18 protein-coding genes are annotated in these 18,541 nt (G+C 42.3%); 10 read left to right on the forward strand and 8 right to left on the reverse strand.

What is annotated here, in order from left to right:
* Positions 1–63 precede the first annotated feature (63 nt).
* The 3 genes from ACXIUD_RS07980 to ACXIUD_RS07990 form a co-directional block, all read right to left on the reverse strand.
* Positions 64–435, reverse strand: coding sequence for a GxxExxY protein (locus ACXIUD_RS07980; protein WP_458052098.1), 372 nt, complete (start codon positions 433–435; stop codon positions 64–66).
* Between the two features lie 275 nt (positions 436–710).
* On the reverse strand, positions 711–3,236 hold the full coding sequence (locus tag ACXIUD_RS07985) for an ABC transporter permease (RefSeq protein WP_458052273.1): 2,526 nt from the start codon (positions 3,234–3,236) through the stop codon (positions 711–713).
* Entirely contained in the window at positions 3,229–3,906 is a 678-nt protein-coding gene (locus tag ACXIUD_RS07990) for an ABC transporter ATP-binding protein (RefSeq protein ID WP_458052099.1), read from the reverse strand. Before ACXIUD_RS07990 ends, ACXIUD_RS07985 begins: the two co-directional genes overlap by 8 nt.
* Before the next feature lie 127 nt (positions 3,907–4,033).
* On the opposite strand from ACXIUD_RS07990, the gene ACXIUD_RS07995 reads away from it, so the two are divergent.
* The 5 genes from ACXIUD_RS07995 (at position 4,034) to ACXIUD_RS08015 (ending at position 8,176) form a co-directional block, all read left to right on the forward strand.
* Positions 4,034–4,708 (forward strand): arylesterase, encoded by a 675-nt coding sequence (locus ACXIUD_RS07995; protein WP_458052100.1) that lies wholly within the window; start codon positions 4,034–4,036, stop codon positions 4,706–4,708.
* 165 nt (positions 4,709–4,873) lie between these two features.
* The gene (locus ACXIUD_RS08000; protein ID WP_458052101.1) at positions 4,874–6,616 is read left to right on the forward strand and encodes a GMC family oxidoreductase; all 1,743 of its coding nucleotides are present in this window, start codon (positions 4,874–4,876) and stop codon (positions 6,614–6,616) included.
* An 11-nt stretch (positions 6,617–6,627) separates the two neighbouring features.
* Positions 6,628–7,335 (forward strand): gluconate 2-dehydrogenase subunit 3 family protein, encoded by a 708-nt coding sequence (locus ACXIUD_RS08005; protein WP_458052102.1) that lies wholly within the window; start codon positions 6,628–6,630, stop codon positions 7,333–7,335.
* A 200-nt stretch (positions 7,336–7,535) separates the two neighbouring features.
* Positions 7,536–7,778 (forward strand): hypothetical protein, encoded by a 243-nt coding sequence (locus tag ACXIUD_RS08010; RefSeq protein WP_458052103.1) that lies wholly within the window; start codon positions 7,536–7,538, stop codon positions 7,776–7,778.
* Entirely contained in the window at positions 7,778–8,176 is a 399-nt protein-coding gene (locus ACXIUD_RS08015) for a PIN domain-containing protein (RefSeq protein WP_458052104.1), read from the forward strand. Before ACXIUD_RS08010 ends, ACXIUD_RS08015 begins: the two co-directional genes overlap by 1 nt.
* 62 nt (positions 8,177–8,238) lie before the next feature.
* Here the strand turns inward: ACXIUD_RS08015 and ACXIUD_RS08020 are convergent, their stop codons facing one another.
* The 3 genes from ACXIUD_RS08020 to ACXIUD_RS08030 are packed head-to-tail and all read right to left on the reverse strand — an operon-like array spanning position 8,239 to position 10,340.
* Positions 8,239–9,348, reverse strand: a complete 1,110-nt coding sequence (locus ACXIUD_RS08020; protein WP_458052105.1) for a DUF6268 family outer membrane beta-barrel protein — start codon at positions 9,346–9,348, stop codon at positions 8,239–8,241.
* 12 nt (positions 9,349–9,360) lie between these two features.
* Entirely contained in the window at positions 9,361–9,804 is a 444-nt protein-coding gene (locus ACXIUD_RS08025) for a DUF2147 domain-containing protein (protein WP_458052106.1), read from the reverse strand.
* Positions 9,805–9,827: 23 nt separating this feature from the next.
* On the reverse strand, positions 9,828–10,340 hold the full coding sequence (locus ACXIUD_RS08030) for a hypothetical protein (protein WP_458052107.1): 513 nt from the start codon (positions 10,338–10,340) through the stop codon (positions 9,828–9,830).
* Between the two features lie 161 nt (positions 10,341–10,501).
* Here ACXIUD_RS08030 and ACXIUD_RS08035 point away from each other — a divergent pair, with 161 nt between their 5' ends.
* From ACXIUD_RS08035 to ACXIUD_RS08050, 4 genes are all read left to right on the forward strand, one after another.
* On the forward strand, positions 10,502–11,797 hold the full coding sequence (locus ACXIUD_RS08035) for a M20/M25/M40 family metallo-hydrolase (protein WP_458052108.1): 1,296 nt from the start codon (positions 10,502–10,504) through the stop codon (positions 11,795–11,797).
* The gene (locus ACXIUD_RS08040; protein WP_458052109.1) at positions 11,794–12,414 is read left to right on the forward strand and encodes a Pr6Pr family membrane protein; all 621 of its coding nucleotides are present in this window, start codon (positions 11,794–11,796) and stop codon (positions 12,412–12,414) included. The genes ACXIUD_RS08035 and ACXIUD_RS08040 overlap by 4 nt, the downstream gene beginning before the upstream one ends.
* Before the next feature lie 90 nt (positions 12,415–12,504).
* The gene (locus ACXIUD_RS08045) at positions 12,505–14,373 is read left to right on the forward strand and encodes an alpha-amylase family protein (RefSeq protein WP_458052110.1); all 1,869 of its coding nucleotides are present in this window, start codon (positions 12,505–12,507) and stop codon (positions 14,371–14,373) included.
* Between the two features lie 133 nt (positions 14,374–14,506).
* On the forward strand, positions 14,507–15,613 hold the full coding sequence (locus tag ACXIUD_RS08050) for a Fic family protein (protein WP_458052111.1): 1,107 nt from the start codon (positions 14,507–14,509) through the stop codon (positions 15,611–15,613).
* Positions 15,614–15,751: 138 nt separating this feature from the next.
* Here the strand turns inward: ACXIUD_RS08050 and ACXIUD_RS08055 are convergent, their stop codons facing one another.
* Positions 15,752–16,222: a Dps family protein gene (locus ACXIUD_RS08055; protein WP_458052112.1), complete on the reverse strand. Its 471-nt coding sequence runs from the start codon at positions 16,220–16,222 to the stop codon at positions 15,752–15,754.
* 147 nt (positions 16,223–16,369) lie between these two features.
* Between ACXIUD_RS08055 and ACXIUD_RS08060 the strand changes: the two genes are divergently transcribed.
* The gene (locus ACXIUD_RS08060; RefSeq protein ID WP_458052113.1) at positions 16,370–17,611 is read left to right on the forward strand and encodes a sensor histidine kinase; all 1,242 of its coding nucleotides are present in this window, start codon (positions 16,370–16,372) and stop codon (positions 17,609–17,611) included.
* Between the two features lie 86 nt (positions 17,612–17,697).
* Here the strand turns inward: ACXIUD_RS08060 and ACXIUD_RS08065 are convergent, their stop codons facing one another.
* Positions 17,698–18,459 (reverse strand): ThuA domain-containing protein, encoded by a 762-nt coding sequence (locus ACXIUD_RS08065; protein ID WP_458052114.1) that lies wholly within the window; start codon positions 18,457–18,459, stop codon positions 17,698–17,700.
* Positions 18,460–18,541: the final 82 nt, after the last annotated feature.

The raw sequence follows: 18,541 nt of genomic DNA on the forward strand, positions 1-18,541 counted from the left end.
TCTGTGCCTATCCGTGAAATCTGTGGACAGCATTAGTAATCAAATAAACAAAGGTCACTTTATTCAAAGGATAATTCTTTTGTATTCCAGAGACTCGGAACCAAAATTAATCAATAATCCCACCTTTAACTTACTAGCTTTCAAATAATTCAAAACCTGTGAATAATGCTCTGAACTTAACTCTGATAAAGCTTTGATTTCAACAATAATCGTATCATAACAAAGAAAATCAGCATAATAATAGGTTGGCAACACTATACCTTTATATATCACTGGCAATTTATGTTCGGCTGTAAACTTGACATCACTTCTCTCAAACTCAATCTTGAGAGCCTCGTGATAAACTTTTTCTAAAAAACCATTCCCTAAGGCTTTATGGACCTCCATGGCAGCTCCGATAATCCTGTAAGTTTCTGATTTATGGATAAAATTCATAATGAATGTTTTTTAAAACCAAATAAGGTAAACATTCCAAAAAGTCCTAATTCTACCCATAACTTAAACGACTAATTTCCCAAATCAGTAAATGCTTATCAATAATGGAGCATTTTAGTGGTTAAATCCACAGATACGTAGATTGAAAGTAAAAAACCTTCTCATTCTCAAAAACCTACACACCTAAACCTAGCAGAACCATAATCTCAGCTATTCTCCAAAAGATAGCCAAATAAAGAAAAATCTGTGCCAATCCGTGAAATCTGTGGACAGCCCTACCCATTGCCCCGAAGGATTTCCATTGGTGGTTTTTGGATGATTTTGGAGCCGTTGAGCCAGCCGAGGAGGACCACCAAGAAGGTAATTACCGCATACAACACAAAAGCCTCTGTGAACGCCGCACGGAAAGGCAACTGAAACACATACTTACTCAGTAAAAACGTTGCTAAGAATGACAACAATATCCCACTCAACGAAGCCAAAGAACCCAAAAAGAAATACTCCAGTGTATTGATACTCGATACCATCTGACTGCTCGCCCCTAAGGTCCGCAACAAAATACTCTCCCGCATACGCTGATACTTACTGATGATCAAGGAACTGATGAGCACCAAAATACCCGTCAAAATGGAGAAAAAAGCCATGAACTGAATCACAAAACTTATTTTACCCAAGATTTCTTCTAAAGTCTCCACAATCGCCCCCAGATTCACCACCGAGATATTCGGAAACTCCCGCACAATCTCTGCCTGCACATCTGCGGACTGCCGATCATTCTTCGTCTTCGTAATCAACACATGGAATTTAGGAGCATTTTCCAAGACCTTCTCCGGAAATAGCACCAAGAAATTGGTCGATACCTGATTGAATTTCACTTCCCGGAAACTCCCCACATAAGTTGTCAAAGGCCTTCCCTGTACATTGAATACCAAGCGATCTCCCATTTTGATACCCGTTCGCATGGCGTAACTCTCGTCCAAAGATACAAATACTGTGTCCCCTGGATTTTCAAAGGGACGCAATTGCCCCTTGACCAGACGTTCAGATGTTATCAAAGTGTCCCTGTAGGTTACCCGAAACTCTCGGTTATACAAACTCCTAGAGCGACGATCCTCATCGGGCAAGGTATCATTTCCTTTTTTAGTCAAACCATTGATAGATTCCAAACCCATGGTCACAATCGGTACGCGCTGCAAAATGGGTAAGCCCCTAGCCAAGATTTTATCCGCCACAGGGTCTACCTGATGGTTTTGTATATCAAACAAGAGCATATTCGGCTGATCTTCCTTATCCGCAAAGCGGGCCTCATCCAGCAATTGATTCTGAACAAAAAAGAGCGTGCTGATCATCGCCGTACCCAAACCAATCGTCGCTATCAACGAAATCGTCTGATTGTTTGGACGGTAAAGGTTTGCCAACGATTGACGGACCGTATAGCGGAGACTGATAGGCAAAAAGCGACGAATTGCCCACATCATCCCCAAGGCCACTGCGAATAAAGCCAGGAAAGCCACTATTACAAAACCTGTAAACCCTAAGGCAGCTTTCCAGTCTTTCAAGAGCAAGAAACTAAATCCAAAGATAAATGCAAAAATCCCTACAATCACCAACCAACGCAGCGGATCCTTCCCAAAACCCGTCTCGGAGGACTCTGGACGTAAGGTCGCCATAGGAGAAACGCGCCTGATTTTCAACAAGGGCAGCAAGGCAAACAAAACCGATACCAACATGCCTGTCACCAAACCAAATCCTATGGAAGACCATGAAATACTCATGTTCACATCCACAGGCAAGAAATCTGCGAAAACTGCTGGTAACATCAGTTGCAAGCCCGAACCTACCAATGCTCCTACTACCGAACCAAAAAGGCCCATCAGCATGATTTGCACCAAATAAATCCACATGGCCGTTGCCGCACTCACACCCAAGCAACGCAGCACTGCCACAGAAGCTAATTTTTCTTTGACAAAGACATTCACCGCACTCGCAACACCCACACTACCTAAGAGCAGGGCAATAAACGCTACCAAACTCAAAAAATTTGATAAATTCTGAAAAGAGCGCCCCGTCTGTCTGCGGCGGTCCTCGACTGTATCTGCATCTACTCTATCTTCCTCCCACAGCTCTTCATAAGTCGTCGAAAGCGCCTCCACATCGTACCCTTCTTCAAACAAATAATAGCGTTGAAAACGAAGGCGACTGCCATATTGAATCAAACCAGTAGCCTCCCCATATTCCATGGGAATATACACAGCCGGTGCAACAGTGGCTGCAATTCCTGTTTGGCCAGGAACTTTTTGAAGTTCCCCTTCAATCACAAAGGTCAACTCCCCTACCTTAATGGAATCTCCGACAGAAGCATTGAACTGCGCCATCAGCAACTTTTCCACCAAGGCTTTCCTTCCTCCTTGACGGAAGGTACGTTCTGCTTCCACTGGCACCGTTTCCAAGGTACCATAAAAAGGAAAATCTCCTTCTAGGAGTCGCACTTGCGTCAGTCTGCTTTCCCCAGTTGCAGGAAAAGCTACCATGCTGGCAAAGTTGATTTCATTAGACTGATCCAAAGCGAGAGAATCGGTAGGCTGCTTGCCCAATGGTTTGTTATTGCTGAGCACCAAATCAGCCCCTACCAATTCCTTGGATTGGTTTTCAATATCTTTTTTCAGGTTTTCTCCAAAGGAGTGAATAGCAACCAAGGCCGCAATACCCACAATCATGGACGCTACAAATAATAACAGCCGCGAGAAGTTCTTCCTGAAATCCCGCAAAGCCATAGTCAGAATCCAGCGAACATCAAACATGTCGATCCTCCTGGATTTTGCCACCTTTGATGGATATGATACGGTCGGTTTTTTTGGCCAGCTCCACATCGTGGGTCACCAACACCAGCGTAGTACCCTTCTCCCGATTCAAATCAAATATCAATTGCTCAATTAACTCCCCCGTCTCAGTATCCAGATTTCCCGTAGGTTCATCGGCAAATAATATCGCAGGCTCATTGGCAAATGCACGTGCAATCGAAACCCGCTGTTGCTCCCCTCCGGATAATTGCGTAGGATAATGCGTGGCTCGGTCAGCCAGCCCTACTTGCTTGAGTAATTCCAGCGCTTTGACACGGGCATCCTTTCTTTTTTTCAACTCCAAGGGAACCATCACATTTTCTAAAGCTGTAAGCGTAGGAAGTAGCTGAAAATTTTGAAAAATAAAGCCTACAGATTGGCTTCTGACTGCCGCACGCTGATCCTCATTGAGTTGCTCCATAGCCTTTCCATGAAGGACTACGGAACCAGCACTTGCAGAATCTAAACCAGCACATAACCCTAGCAAGGTGGTTTTTCCACTACCCGATGGGCCAACAATGGCTAATCGCTCCCCTGGCTGGATATCAAAGTTAATATCGTCTAATACAGTCAAAGGTTTGCTGCCACTTTGATAGGTTTTTCTTACATTACGTACACTAAGAATGCTCATGCTTGCTCTTATAATTTTTCATGAAAATAACATATACCAACGGTAAAAAGGTTTAAATGATTAGAAATAATCATGGGAGATAGCGAACAAAAAACTTTAAATTTCGATTCAGTTCAAAAAGAAAACGATGAAAAGTAACTTGATATACCTTTTAAGCGGAATAGTATTCCTACTCACTGCCTGTTCAGGGAATGAACCTACCTCTGAAAAATCAAATGAAATAGTTGAAAATAATTTATCAGATACCTCAAAAAAACCTATCATACTCTTCTTCGGCAATAGCCTGACAGCCGGCTATGGCTTGGATGAGGATGAAACTTTCCCATATCTCATTGGAGGGAAGCTCGTACAAGAAGGCTTGGAATACAAAGTAGTCAATGCAGGCCTGAGTGGAGACACGAGTGCCAGCGGACTCAGTCGCTTGGATTGGTTTCTAGAAGATGAACCGGCGGTATTTGTATTAGAATTAGGAGGAAATGATGGCTTGCGGGGAATTGACCTAGCCGAAACCAAAAGTAATCTCAAAGCCATCCTAAATAAGGTACGCTCAAAGTATCCTGAAACTCGCTTAATCTTAGCAGGCATGCAAATCCCACCGAATATGGGGCCTGAATACACCCAACGTTTTGCTGAAATCTATCCAGAAGTAGCCCAAGAGGAACAAGTGTACCTGATTCCCTTTCTTTTGGAAGGAGTAGCTGGAGACCCTGATTTAAATCTTCCCGACGGCATTCACCCCACAGCCGAAGGTCAAAAAATAGTGGCTGCTACCGTGTGGACTCATTTGAAAGGATTGCTGTAAGCTTCCTTTTCTTGGAAGATCGCTCCATTTTAAAAAAGAACCCACCGCTTCTACCAAGAATCCAAGGAAAAGATCAAACTTCATGAAATTAATTCGAAGGAATTGCTTTTGATTTGAATATTTTTTTACACAACTTACAGGACAATTATAAAAATTTTATAAAACATGAGTTTTGAAATCAAATCATCCGGTGAAGCGTATGATGTCATCATCGTGGGTTCCGGTGCTGGAGGGGGCATGGCCTCCAAGATTCTCTCGGAAGCAGGGTTATCTGTAGCCGTAATGGAAGCAGGTCAGGACTTTGACCCTGCTAAAGAAGAAGACCGGACTCAGCTAAGGCCACCTTGGGAATCTCCTAGAAGGGGATCTGGTACACGTGTGAGGCCATTTGGAGATTTTGACCAAGCTATTGGGGGTTGGGATATCGAAGGAGAACCTTATACAAGAGCTCCAGGAACACAATTCGACTGGTTTCGCTCGCGTATGGTCGGAGGACGGACCAATCACTGGGGTAGGATTTCCCTGCGCTTTGGACCAAATGATTTCAAACGCAAAAGCATCGATGGCTTAGGAGATGATTGGCCTATCGGTTACGATGATCTGAAGCCTTACTATGACAAAGTAGATAAATTGATTGGTGTATTTGGCTCCAAAGAAGGAATCTACAACGAACCAGATGGATTTTTCTTACCACCTCTGAAGCCAAGGCTGCACGAGCTTTATGCCATGAAAGGGGCGAAGAAAGCCAATGTACCAATGATCCCATCGCGTTTGTCAATGTTGACAAGACCCATCAACAATGAGCGTGGGGTTTGCTTTTTCTGTAATCAGTGCAACCGTGCCTGTCAGGCTTACGCCGATTTTTCTTCCGGTTCGGTATTATTAAAACCCGCCATGCAAAAAGGAAAGGTAGATTTATACACCTTCGCTATGGTGCGCTCAGTGACTACGGATGATAGTGGAAAAGCTACCGGTGTATCCTATATCAATAAAGTGGATATGCAGGAATACAAGTTGCGTGCTCGAGCGGTGGTACTCGGTGCTTCTGCATGTGAGACCGCTAGAATTATGATGAATTCCAAGTCCAAATCGCATCCCAATGGTGTGGGGAATAGCAGTGGCATGGTCGGAAGATATGTACACGATTCCACCGGTGCGGATAGAATGGGGATTTTGCCAGAACTAGTCGATAGAGAACGCTACAATGAAGACGGAGTCGGAGGCATGCACGTCTACACGCCTTGGTGGTTGGATAACAAAAAATTGGACTTCGCTCGAGGATACCACATTGAATACTGGGGCGGAATGGCCATGCCATCCTATGGAACAGGTTTTGCCATGGACACCATGCGTAAGTACCTCAAAGACGAGTTTGGAAATCCAAGCCCCAATGGAGGCTATGGAGAAGGATTGAAAAAAGATATCCGTCGTCTCTATGGTACTACCCTAGGAATGTCCGGAAGAGGCGAAAGTATTCCTCAATACAGTAACTATTGCGAAATCGACAGTAAGGTGGTCGATAAATTCGGAATTCCGGTTTTGAAATTCCACTACAAGTGGACCGATCAGGAAATCAAGCAAGCCAAACACATGCAGGATACCTTTGAAGAAATCCTCACAGAAGCAGGCGCTATCTTGATGGGGACCAAGCCCGGTGCAGATACCTTGTATGGATTAGCCACTCCAGGACGAATCATCCACGAGGTAGGTACTACCCGCATGGGGAATGACCCCAATACATCCGTATTGAACAGCAACTGTCAAGCACATGACTGCGACAACCTTTTTGTAGTGGATGCAGGTCCTTTTGTGTCTCAGGCGGACAAGAATCCAACCTGGACCATCATGGCTTTGGCTTGGAGAACATGTGATTACATCGTAGAAGAATTTAAAAAGAAAAACATCTAATCGTAGGAGCCATGAACAGAAGAGAAAACCTAAAACTCCTATTTGCAGGATCCTTGGCTTCAGGCCTTTTGCTTACGCACTGTAGCCCAAAAGATAAAGTCGAAGATTACAGTCCACGCATTGCTGGGGGAACTCCCGGTGCCCGAACAGCTGAGGAAATTGCGTATGACCAACGCTTACTTTCAGAAGTGTTTTTCACAGAGGAAGAACGAAAAAAACTCAATGTGCTGGTTGACATTATCATGCCTGCCGGAGAAAATGGCGTCAGCGCTACAGACCTAGATGTCCCCGATTTCATAGAGTTTATGATGAAAGATTATCCACCCTTCCAAACGCCCATGCGTGGGGGGCTGATGTGGCTGGACAATTACAGCGATGACAACTATGGAAAGAAATTTCTGACTCTTTCCGAATCCGAGCGTATGGAAGTCATTGACCTGATAGCTTGGCCTGACAAAGCGCCCGCTGAATTAGCCGGTGCGGTAAATTTCTTTAACATCTTGCGTAACCTCACCTGTACGGGGTATTTCACGACAGAAAAGGGATTTCAGTACATGGGCTATAAGGGAAATACTCCAAATGTCTGGGATGGTGTACCCGATGAAGTCCTGAAAAAACATGGATTTGAATACCCGGAAAAATACAAGGACCTCTACCTCAAACCCGAGGAGCGGGGCACCGTAGCTCAGTGGGATGAAGAGGGGAACTTGATTGGATAAAAAAAAGCGGGTGTTTTGACACCCGCTTTTTTTTAATTCATTTAGGTCTGATGCTCCTTGCGTTCGTTGCGTTATTTCGTGGCGCTCGTTGCGTGGACTCCTTGAAAAAGAATATAGTTTGACAATCTTTTATCATTTAAGACGTAAACCCATATAATACTAGATCGCTAAAAATTTGTATATTTATAAAAATTTGTCTTATGAAAACAAATGAATTAGATATCGCCGACAACTTTATGGGGATGATCAAAAATTTGAGCGATAAGGTTAAACTAGAGCTTATTGATCAAATATCAAGCTCTATTTCTGAGAACCCAGAAAAACTTGGTAATGATACTTGGAAAAAGCTTTATGGAGCATTTGAATCAGATAAAAGCGCCGAGGAAATAATTGATGAAATAAGATCAAGTAGATACACTTCAAGAAACATTGAAGACCTCTAATGAAATACTTATTAGACACAAATATTTGTATCTACTTCCTAAAAGGAAGATTTAACTTGGTAGGGAAATTCGACCAAATTGGTTTTGAAAACCTATATATTTCTGAAATAACGCTTGCTGAATTAAAATTTGGCGCTGAGAAAAGTGAATTCCCAGCAAAAAACAGAGATATAATTAATGAATTTAAAAATCGCATAAAACTCATCCCAATTTTTAAGGCCATTGATATTTTTGCAAAAGAAAAAGCTAGATTAAGAAAAATAGGAAGAGTTGTCGATGATTTCGATTTACTTATTGGCTCAAGTGCCATTGTTAATAAAATGGTATTAATAACCAACAACGAAAAGCATTTTATTGATTTAGAAGAAATAGTATTAGAAAATTGGACTAAGGACTGAAATTAAAAAAACAAGGCAATCATCACTGATTCCCCTGCTTTTTTCTTCAATTATTGTGTTTTTTAAAGCGTTACAAAACTTATCCCAATATTGAAATAAACCGCATTGGAAAGACTGTTGACCATTCCAAACTGCTGGGTTCCAAAGAAGCCTCTGAAAAACTCCCGACTACCTTCCAACTCATCTGCATTGAATGTCCAGTCCATTCGATATCCCGCTTGGATATGCATCCAGAAAGGTCCTGAAACTTGTTTTTGGAACTCCAGCCTAGGACGCAATTCGCCTCTTCTAATTTCGTAGCTATTATTTCCTACAGAGAAATCATTGATACGATACGATTGTCCTTCCAATTCATAGCCAAATAGCAACAATGAGTTCTTGCTGAAATTGTATCGTCCATGGGCTCGTGCTGGAAAAAGAATCTCTGTACCCCATTTTCTATCGGCACTTGTTACATCGTACATCACCACGGGCACATAATTCAAATTACCAACCCTATAGGTTCGCGCAAGTCCCAAACCCCAACGCTTGCTTTCACTTACACGCTTGGCATAGACTGCTGCCAAGCTCCATCGAACGGTATTAAACGGCTGCAAACCCCAAGAATAATCCCCGCTCATATCCAAACCTCCCTGAAAAATGAAAAAGTTTTGCTCACTGATAGGTACAAAGAAGGTATTGGTCCAATTGAGGTTATTCAATCCACGCTCATCTAGAATCTGGGTTAGCCCCGAGGCATCCGGCTGGCTTTGTATGTCTGAAATACTATAACCTACACGCATGTAATTCAAACCACTTTGCCAAACCAAGTTACTTTTAGAGATCACAGGTATGTTTGAATTGAAACGCATCCCTCCTGTAAAATTCACTCTCCCGCGCTCAGACACAGGAGCATCTTCATCTACTCCCCAACCCGAATTGCCACTAGCCGGAAATCTAGCTGCGGATAAATTCATATCATACCCCAGCTGTCTATCGTAGGATATGCTGAAAAAACGGGTTGGGCTCAAACCCACAATGGTTGGCCTGGCATAGCGCTTGACATTGCTGTCATCTACCAATTCCAAGTCTCCATAAATATCCCAATCTTCGTCATCATCATCTTGGGCCATCAATGGAAGAAGCCCTGCAAAAAACAGGGCCATACTCATACAAATTACTTTTAGCTTCATCACAGACCTAGATTAGTTTACTTTTAACTTTCTCCAAGTATCTGATCTACCGAATGTTTTGACACCGACAAAGCCACGGATATCTAAAGTATTTTCATCCTTCATGGTGATAACGGAGCTATAGGTATTTCCAGATTCAGGGTCGTAAATTGTTCCATCTTCCCAAACACCTTTGCCTTTGTAAGTGAAATCTTTTAAGATTCTGTAACCCCTCAAAGGCACATTTCTCATACTTTCATCAGGATTATTGGCATCTAATTTTGGCTTGCCTGTATTCGGATCATTCGGTTCTTTTAGCCATACGATTCTTCCATAATACTTCCCATCAATATTATCAATTTTGACACGCGCTTTTCCGTGCCCTGGCTCCCAAACGCCAACTAATGCATCTGCATCTTGGGCCATTACAAAAGCACTACTGAATAGAAATGCTACTACTGCAAGTATTTTTTTCATAGGTATTTTGAGTTTTGTGTTGATTATTTTATTCCAAGTTCAAAGGTAACTTTCACGACAAATTGCACATTGCCCCAAAACTCTTCCTCTAGCAGATCAAAGTCTCCTACAAATGTGATTCTCCCATCATTGAAGGCAGAGGCTAGGTTCTCTTGCTTATCTGCTATATTCAAAGAAACAGCCTGTCCCGCTGTAAATACACCTTCATGCAATCCCACACGGGTCATGGATGTATTTGGTGAAGTAAGCTCAAATACCATTTTTTCCAATGCAGGCAGCTCATCTCCATCAACCAAGGTGATTTCCACAGCAGCAACTTTTGCTTTGGAAACCTTCCCTTGAACTTCCCCTAATAAATCATTGACATCAAACTCCCATGAAGCTGTGGAGGAATTTGCACCTTCAAAGAGAGGGCCTTCGGCAGTGAGCTCTAATACTGGAGTCTCAACAACTACAGTCGTTACATTGCCAGAACATGCTGCCAAAGTCATGACAACAAGTGCGCTGATTACCAGCGAGAGGATATGTTTTTGCATAAGGTTTATTGTTAGTTCTACGAAAGAACAAGAATTCAGATTCAAAATACTCAAGAATCTCAACAGATTTAACTGCTTGCGGTTAACTCTTGTTCCTCAAATCTGAATATTTCGATATATTGAGGCGACAAAAAAAACACAGAAACCCTAGAATCGCAACTATGAAAGTTAAACTCTTTGTTTTCATCGCCCTCCTTTGGTCTCCCATAACTTTTGCGCAAACCCTGCATGAGAAAGAGCAAAAGCTGATTCAGCAAATTGAAAAAAACTACCAAGAGACACTAGCCTTATTGGAAGAAACTGTCAATATCAATTCTGGAACCTTCAATTTGGAAGGAGTACGGAAGGTAGGTCAAATTTTTGAGCGGGAGTTTGCCAAAATAGGATTTACCACAGAATGGGTGACTTTGCCCGATTCCCTAAAGCGAGCAGGTCATTTTGTGGCAAGCAAAAAAGGCACTAAAGGCAAGAAATTATTTTTTATCGGACACTTGGATACGGTATTTGAAAAAGACATGCCTTTTTATCCCTTCACGTATGTGGATGAGCATACCGCCAAAGGCCAAGGAGCCAATGACATGAAAGGGGGGAATGTGATGATTTTTGCTACGCTGAAGGCATTGCATGAATTGGGTTTGTTAGAAGACCGGACGGTTACTGTGTACTTTACTGGGGATGAAGAAAATGCTGGAAGCCCAAGCTGGGTTAGCAGATTAGATTTTGTAGAGCGAGCGAAGCTACACGACTATGCCCTTGGCTATGAGACTGCCCAGGGCTTCAATATAGCAACTGTAGCCCGAAGAGGAGCGAGTGGCTGGACATTAAAAACAGGTGGGAGACAAGTGCACTCTTCCGGTGTATTTCGCGAGTCGGTGGGCTATGGAGCCATTTATGAAGCTGCAAGAATCTTGAATACCTTTCGAGAAGAATTGGCCGGAGAACAGTACCTGACTTTTAATCCAGGTCAAATCATCGGTGGCTCTGATGTAGCCTACAATGAAGATAATGGGGAAGGCAGTGCTTTGGGAAAGACCAATATCGTCGCAAGAGAGGCATTTGTGACGGGTGATTTGCGGTTTTTGGGCGAAGAACAAAAAGAAAAAGCCCGAGAAAAAATGCGGGAAATCGTCGGTAGAAACCTCAATGGAACTACAGCCAGTATCACATTTGAAGATGGTATTCCATCCATGCCACCCACGGCAGGGAATTATGCCTTAGTGGATATCCTGTCAAAGGTCAGTACGGATATGGGTTTTGGAGAGGTAAAAGCGGGGGATCCCGGTTCCCGAGGAGCTGGCGATATTTCCTATGTAGCAGATTATTTGGATTGCATCGATGGATTGGGGGCATCAGGGACAGGTGCACACTCTCCTGCAGAAACCATCAACATGAAAGAGTTTCCCGACTTATTGAAGCGATCAACTGTTTTTGTGTACAGACTATTACATGAACTATGAGAAAAAACCTAGCATATCTTTTTGCCTTTGCTGCATGGTCGGCAGTCACGATGCAGTATTGGATCATGTTGGAAGCCACTCCTCTTGCTATAGGTACAGCAACTATCCGCTTTTTTAGCTATTTCACGATTTTGACCAACACTCTTTTGGCCATTTATTTCAGTTCACAGGTCCATGGTCATTTACATGAAGGTGGGAAAATATGGAAAAAACCGGGTACCTTAACCGCTATCACCGTCTACATAGTAGTGGTTGGTTTGGTGTATCAAGTCGTGCTTCGCGGCATTTGGGACCCACAGGGAATGGCTCGATTGACCGATGAATTGTTGCATACGCTTAACCCATTGCTAGCGCTGGTATTTTGGTGGCTTTTTGAGGATAAAAAGGCAGTCGAATGGAAGCAACTCCCCTATTGGCTAATATATCCCCTACTCTATTTCGTGTACACCGTAATTCACGGGCATCTCTCGGGGTTCTATCCTTATCCTTTTGTGGATTTAAATACGATCAGTGTGGGCCAATTGATTATCAACTTTCTTGTGTTGGCCTTGGTATTTACAGGAATTGCGAGCTTGCTGGTTTGGATTGGAAAAAAATATAAGCAAACACAGATTTGAAATGATTGACACTGATTTTCACAGATGATTAATTGTAAAACACACAAAGATAGATTGATTCAAATCAAGACATTTTTTTATCTTTAGTCCATGAAAAAATTACTCTTTTTATCATTGGCTGTAGCTGCAAGCATGTTCTACAGCTGTGACACTAATCCCACTGCTCCTGAACCCACCATGGAAGAACAACACAAAATTGTCGTGTATCAAGTCTTTACCCGCCTGTTTGGCAATACCAATACTAACAATAAGCCATGGGGAACCTTGGAAGAAAATGGAGTCGGAAAATTTTCTGACTTTACAGACAAAGCTTTGGAAGAAATCAAGGCTTTGGGTGTAAGCCATATTTGGTACACGGGAATCCCTCATCATGCAGTGATTCGTGATTACACCGCCTACGATATCAGCAATGACGATCCCGATGTGGTCAAAGGGCGCGCAGGTTCTCCTTATGCGGTAAAAGACTACTACCAAGTGAATCCTGACCTAGCAGATGACCCATCCAAGCGATTGGAGGAATTTGAAGCCCTCATCCATCGCACTCACAAACACAGAATGAAAGTCATCATTGATATCGTGCCCAACCATGTCGCTAGAAAATATGAAGGCAAAAACAATCCTGATGGAGTCAGTGATTTTGGTGCAAATGATGACCAAACTGTAGAATATCATAAAAATAATAACTTCTACTACATACCAGAAAAACCATTTGTAGTTCCGGCTCCTTTGGACAATTACAAGCCCTTGGGTGGAGACGATCATCCACTTTCAGATGGGGAATTTGATGAAAACCCAGCAAAGTGGACAGGAAATGGCAGTAGAGAAGCTCAACCTCATTTCCACGATTGGTACGAAACGGTTAAGGTAAATTATGGTGTACGTCCTGACGGCACTAAGGATTTCCCAAGTCTCCCTGATGGATATGACAATAAAGACTACAAGACCCATGCTGCTTTCTGGGCGGATAAAGAGGTGCCGGATTCATGGATAAAGTTCAAGGATATCGCACTCTTCTGGACTTCTAAGGGCGTGGATGGTTTCCGCTTTGATATGGCTGAAATGGTTCCCGTGGAGTTTTGGAGCTATTTGAACTCCGCCATTAAAGTTGCCAATCCAAATGCTTTCCTTTTAGCCGAAATCTACAATCCTCAAGCATACCGAGAATATATCCATTTGGGAAAAATGGATTACCTCTACGACAAAGTGGAGCTCTACGACACCTTGAAAAACATCATGCAAGGTAAAGGCTCCACAGACAATCTAATTCCAATTCAAGCTGGTTTGGCGGATATCGGCAAACACATGTTGCACTTTTTGGAAAACCATGATGAGCAGCGTATTGCCAGTCCTGAGTTTGCAGGCAAAGCGGAAATCGCCAAGCCAGCAGCCGTCCTATCAGCGACGATTGATGCAGCCCCTATGATGATTTACTTCGGTCAGGAAGTAGGTGAACCTGGAGCAGAAGACGCTGGATTTGGAAAACCCAGCCGAACTTCCATCTTCGATTATATTGGTGTTCCTCATCATCAGCGATGGATGAATGGAGGAAAGTTTGATGGAGGACAATTGTCCAATTCAGAAAAAGAACTGCGTTATTTCTACAAGCGCTTGCTGAACTTTACGCTCTACAGCCCTGCCCTTGCAGGTGAATATGCTGAAATCCACAGCCACAACCGCTCAAATACCGAATGGTACAATGACAAGGTCTTTTCTTATGTTCGTTGGTCAGAAAAACAGCGCTTGATTATTGTTACCAATTTTGATCAGCAGAACAGCTTTGGCTTTGAATTGCAAGTACCGGCTTCCATCATTCAGGCCTGGGGTTTATCCAATGGGACATACGAATTGCATGAAAAACTTTATGGAAATGTGAAACCAACTTTGACAATTCAAGATAGTCAAGGCAGCGTACGAGTTGATCTGAAGCCTTTGGAAAGCTGGATATTGGAAATCAAGTGAGGAATAACCATATTTCGGAACACCCTTATCGTTCAATGCAATGAATAAAAAAATAATCGACGCATATATTGCGTCGATTATTTTTTTATGCAACGATAAACCCATATATTCGTAGCATAAAATGCAACGAATAATGCGTTATATCTACCATAATCCGGATTGGCCTTCATTTTACTGGAACCATGAGGAAATAATCCAGCAGTTAAGTACGGTAAGAAACCTTCAGGGAAGATTATTGGGTAAAATGGAGTCTTTGGGTTTTGATCTCAAAAATGAAGCATTACTTCATACCCTCACTCTTGATGTACTCAAATCCTCGGAAATAGAAGGTGAATACTTGGATTTAGATCAAGTCCGCTCTTCATTAGCTCGTAAATTAGGAATGGAAATAGCAGGTGCAGTGGAGTCCGATAGATTTGTAGATGGGGTGGTAGAGATGATGGTCGATGCTACTAGCAACTGCTTTGAATCCCTAACAAAAGAGCGTTTATTGGATTGGCATGCTGCACTTTTTCCTACTGGAAGAAGTGGTATGTACAAAATAAGGGTCGCAGACTGGAGACAAGATTCAACAGGTCCCATGCAGGTGGTATCTGGAGCTTTAGGAAAAGAAAAAGTGTACTTTCAAGCTCCGGATTCAACCTTAATTGAAGCGGAAATGAGTCAATTTTTAGAATGGTTTAATTCACATGAATCCATAGAACCCGTATTGAAAGCAGCTATTGCCCACCTTTGGTTTGTCACCATACACCCATTTGAAGATGGAAATGGAAGAATCACACGGGCACTAACAGATTTGCTATTAGCTCGTTCGGACAACAGCAATCAACGGTTTTACAGCATGTCAGCACAGATTCGAAAAGAAAGAAAAGGTTACTATGAGATCTTAGAAAAAACCCAGAAGGATACACTTGACATTACAGAATGGATACAGTGGTTTTTATCTTGCCTAACGAATGCTTTAAAAGCGACAGACCAAGGCTTGGATGCAGTTTTATTCAAAGCGAACTTTTGGAGAAAACACACGCATACTGTACTCAATGAACGACAACGAAAATTATTGAATATGCTGATGGGTGAATTTGAAGGAAAATTGACCTCATCTAAGTGGGCCAAAATAACTAAATCATCCAAGGACACAGCGATCAGAGACATCAATGACCTCCTTGAAAAAGGGATACTTCAAAAAGAAGCCGCAGGAGGCCGTAGCACCAACTATGAGTTGATCAGAAAAGTGTAAACCAAAAAAGCCCCGAACTACATCAGGGCTTTTTCTGAAATACGATCCATAAAAGAGAGATAAGCTATAATTATGCTATCTGCTATCTATTGAAAATACTCAAACCGTGGACAGTGGACCGTCAACTGTGGTCGAGTATTACTTCAAATATGCAGATAACATCCATACCACTTTTTCTTTGGCTGTAATATACTCACTCATTAAAGCATCGGTACCTTCGTCACCTTGCTCTCCTGCTAACTCCAAGGTCTCTCTTTCTAAATCCAAAAGACTATTCAAGTTATCACGGGTGATTTCTACCATTTTCTTCGCATCGGACACCATCTTTGCTTCCGTAATGGAAGAGTCTGCTATGTATTCTTCATAAGAAGACAATGGTCGCTGACCGAGAGTCAGGATACGCTCCGCAGTCTCATCGATATTCAAAGCCGCCGCATTGTACAGTTCTTCAAATTTTGCATGCAACTCAAAGAAGTTCGGTCCGGTAACATTCCAATGGAAGTTACGCAAATTCTGATAGTATATCTGATAGCTGGCCAAAAGCGAATTTAATTTCGCCGCCAAAACTTTACTGTCTTTTATTTTCAATCCGATATCATTTGTGCTCATAATCTTTATATTTAATGGTTGTTTTACTCTATACAATCAAAAACAAGGCCATAGAAGGCCGGAAACTAATTTAAGCCGATTGATACTAACAATGGGCGAAAGGAGTTTTCTATACATACGCAAATTAGCTATCGAAGGATTGAACAAATGAAGCAGGCGCTACAGGATATCGGGATTTTGGACTTTTACCGCAATAAAAACACCGTCAAATGGCTGATTTTCATCAGTTCAGTGATTATCAGTTTCGGATCAATCTTTTATACCAATCTTTTGGTGGAAGAATTACGCGAGCGTGAAAAACGTCAAATTCAATTATTGGCAAAAGCATTGGAGTATGCCTCCATGAATACTGACAATTTGACATTCATCAACTCAGAAATCATCCAACAAAACTATTCCATCCCGGTAATTATTGCCGATGCAGCGGGCAATCCCTTGGATATGCGGAACATTAAGTTTCGAAAAAATATCACGGAAGACGAAAAAGCAAAAGTGCTCAAAGAAGAAATCATCAAAATGAAAACACAGTTTGAGCCCATCGAAATTATGGACTCTTATGTGTACTATCGAAATTCTGAATTGCTGACTTCCTTGCGCTTCTATCCATACATTCAACTGTCTGTCATCCTCGTGTTCGGAGCCTTGGCGTATGCGGTATTCAATCAATCCAAAATAGCTGAGCAAAACCGGGTTTGGGCGGGGTTGACCAAAGAGACTGCCCATCAGCTGGGGACTCCGATTGCATCGTTGATGGCTTGGCTCGATTATTTCAAAAACTCGCCTTTTTACGAGGAAAATAAAGAAGTGATTCAGGAAATGGATAAAGACGTGGTGAAGCTCCGCATGGTAACGGAACGCTTTAGTTCCATAGGAAGTAAACCTTCCATACAGCCTGAAAACGTATTTATGGTGATCGATGAAGCCATCAATTATTTAAGGCCACGAATCTCGACCAAAGTAAGCATGACGGTCAATGGCTATGAAAACGGTATTGAAGCTATGATCAACAAACCTTTATTTGAATGGGTGATTGAAAATATCTGTAAAAATGCAGTAGATGCCATGAAAGGTCAGGGCTCCATCACCATTAATATCATCAAAGAAAGTGAAAAATATGTCTTTGTAGATATTACTGATGATGGAAAGGGGATGGAAAAGGGCATGTTCAAGAGAATTTTCACTCCCGGATTTACAACCCGTAAACGAGGTTGGGGATTGGGGCTGACCCTTGCAAAGCGGATTATCGAAGGCTATCACAAAGGAAAGGTGTTTGTCAAAGAATCCGAAGTGGGGAAAGGAACAACCTTCCGAATCATACTCCAAGGAACGAAGGAAGGAGTTGCCAAATTCCAGCGTGAGGATTTCGTAGCACAAGGATTGAATGGTTAATCAACGACTATTTTAAGCATCGCCCCCTCTTAGCTCAGCCCTAGGTACGGATGATGGCTATCATCTATAATACTTAATCCACAGTCTTATTTCAAATCCTCATATCCTTTTGCCGCCCACCAAATACCTCCCAATAGGTGCTTCATGAAATCAGGACTTTGAAAAGCCCAATCGGTATGTCCTAAGGCCGTATAAAACATGCGTCCTCCATCAAATTCATTGGTCCAAGCAATGGGGTGGAAATCACCCATTCCATCTCCTGCATCGTAGGTTTGCTCATCAGCCGTAATGAGCACACGAACATTCGAATTGAAATTTTTGAAGGAGTAAATTTCATCCGACCAGACCCACTTTTCCGGCAAATGATAGGTCGCGGGATGATTTCTATCAATCACATTCAACTTCAAAGTTTGCTGATGCGGGTGGTTTAAAAATTGTGCACCTATCAGTTGTGTGTACCATGGCCAATCATATTCCGTATCCGTAGCACTGTGAATGCCTACAATACCTTTCCCACTTTGCACAAATTTCTGAATACTGCTTTTTTGAGTTTCATTGAAAATAGTGCCGGTGGTACTCATCAAGATGATTACATCAAATCTCGCCAAGTTGGCATCTGTAATGAAGTCTTCGTCCTCTGTTGTGTAAATATCAAAAATATTGTCCCTCGCTAATTTCTTTAAGGCGACCACACCATCAGGAATGGATTGATGTCGGAAACCTTTGGTTTTGCTGAACACTAAGGCTCTACATTGAGGTCCACTTTGGGCATATGTGTCTGGCAATAAAAACAAAGCCATAATTATCAGCCCGAAAAAGGCCGAAGATAGTGGTGATAGTTGACTCATAGAAGTATAGGTTTGAAAGGTTTTTTGAATATTCCTGAGGAATGAAAATAGGAAAATTGAATTAGACAACCTAAAAAAGCAC

Source organism: Mongoliitalea sp. (genome assembly GCF_054166905.1).

Excerpts from the sequence above, each read along its gene's own strand:
- ACXIUD_RS07985 (WP_458052273.1), bottom strand. The coding sequence starts at position 3,236 with ATGTTTGATGTTCGCTGGATTCTGACTATGGCTTTGCGGGATTTCAGG.
- ACXIUD_RS08065 (WP_458052114.1), bottom strand. The coding sequence starts at position 18,459 with ATGAGTCAACTATCACCACTATCTTCGGCCTTTTTCGGGCTGATAATT.
- ACXIUD_RS08050 (WP_458052111.1), top strand. The coding sequence starts at position 14,507 with ATGCGTTATATCTACCATAATCCGGATTGGCCTTCATTTTACTGGAAC.
- ACXIUD_RS08045 (WP_458052110.1), top strand. The coding sequence starts at position 12,505 with ATGAAAAAATTACTCTTTTTATCATTGGCTGTAGCTGCAAGCATGTTC.
- ACXIUD_RS08035 (WP_458052108.1), top strand. The coding sequence starts at position 10,502 with ATGAAAGTTAAACTCTTTGTTTTCATCGCCCTCCTTTGGTCTCCCATA.
- ACXIUD_RS08025 (WP_458052106.1), bottom strand. The coding sequence starts at position 9,804 with ATGAAAAAAATACTTGCAGTAGTAGCATTTCTATTCAGTAGTGCTTTT.
- ACXIUD_RS08020 (WP_458052105.1), bottom strand. The coding sequence starts at position 9,348 with ATGAAGCTAAAAGTAATTTGTATGAGTATGGCCCTGTTTTTTGCAGGG.
- ACXIUD_RS08015 (WP_458052104.1), top strand. The coding sequence starts at position 7,778 with ATGAAATACTTATTAGACACAAATATTTGTATCTACTTCCTAAAAGGA.
- ACXIUD_RS08005 (WP_458052102.1), top strand. The coding sequence starts at position 6,628 with ATGAACAGAAGAGAAAACCTAAAACTCCTATTTGCAGGATCCTTGGCT.
- ACXIUD_RS07980 (WP_458052098.1), bottom strand. The coding sequence starts at position 435 with ATGAATTTTATCCATAAATCAGAAACTTACAGGATTATCGGAGCTGCC.
- ACXIUD_RS08010 (WP_458052103.1), top strand. The coding sequence starts at position 7,536 with ATGAAAACAAATGAATTAGATATCGCCGACAACTTTATGGGGATGATC.
- ACXIUD_RS07995 (WP_458052100.1), top strand. The coding sequence starts at position 4,034 with ATGAAAAGTAACTTGATATACCTTTTAAGCGGAATAGTATTCCTACTC.
- ACXIUD_RS07990 (WP_458052099.1), bottom strand. The coding sequence starts at position 3,906 with ATGAGCATTCTTAGTGTACGTAATGTAAGAAAAACCTATCAAAGTGGC.
- ACXIUD_RS08030 (WP_458052107.1), bottom strand. The coding sequence starts at position 10,340 with ATGCAAAAACATATCCTCTCGCTGGTAATCAGCGCACTTGTTGTCATG.
- ACXIUD_RS08060 (WP_458052113.1), top strand. The coding sequence starts at position 16,370 with ATGAAGCAGGCGCTACAGGATATCGGGATTTTGGACTTTTACCGCAAT.
- ACXIUD_RS08000 (WP_458052101.1), top strand. The coding sequence starts at position 4,874 with ATGAGTTTTGAAATCAAATCATCCGGTGAAGCGTATGATGTCATCATC.
- ACXIUD_RS08040 (WP_458052109.1), top strand. The coding sequence starts at position 11,794 with ATGAGAAAAAACCTAGCATATCTTTTTGCCTTTGCTGCATGGTCGGCA.
- ACXIUD_RS08055 (WP_458052112.1), bottom strand. The coding sequence starts at position 16,222 with ATGAGCACAAATGATATCGGATTGAAAATAAAAGACAGTAAAGTTTTG.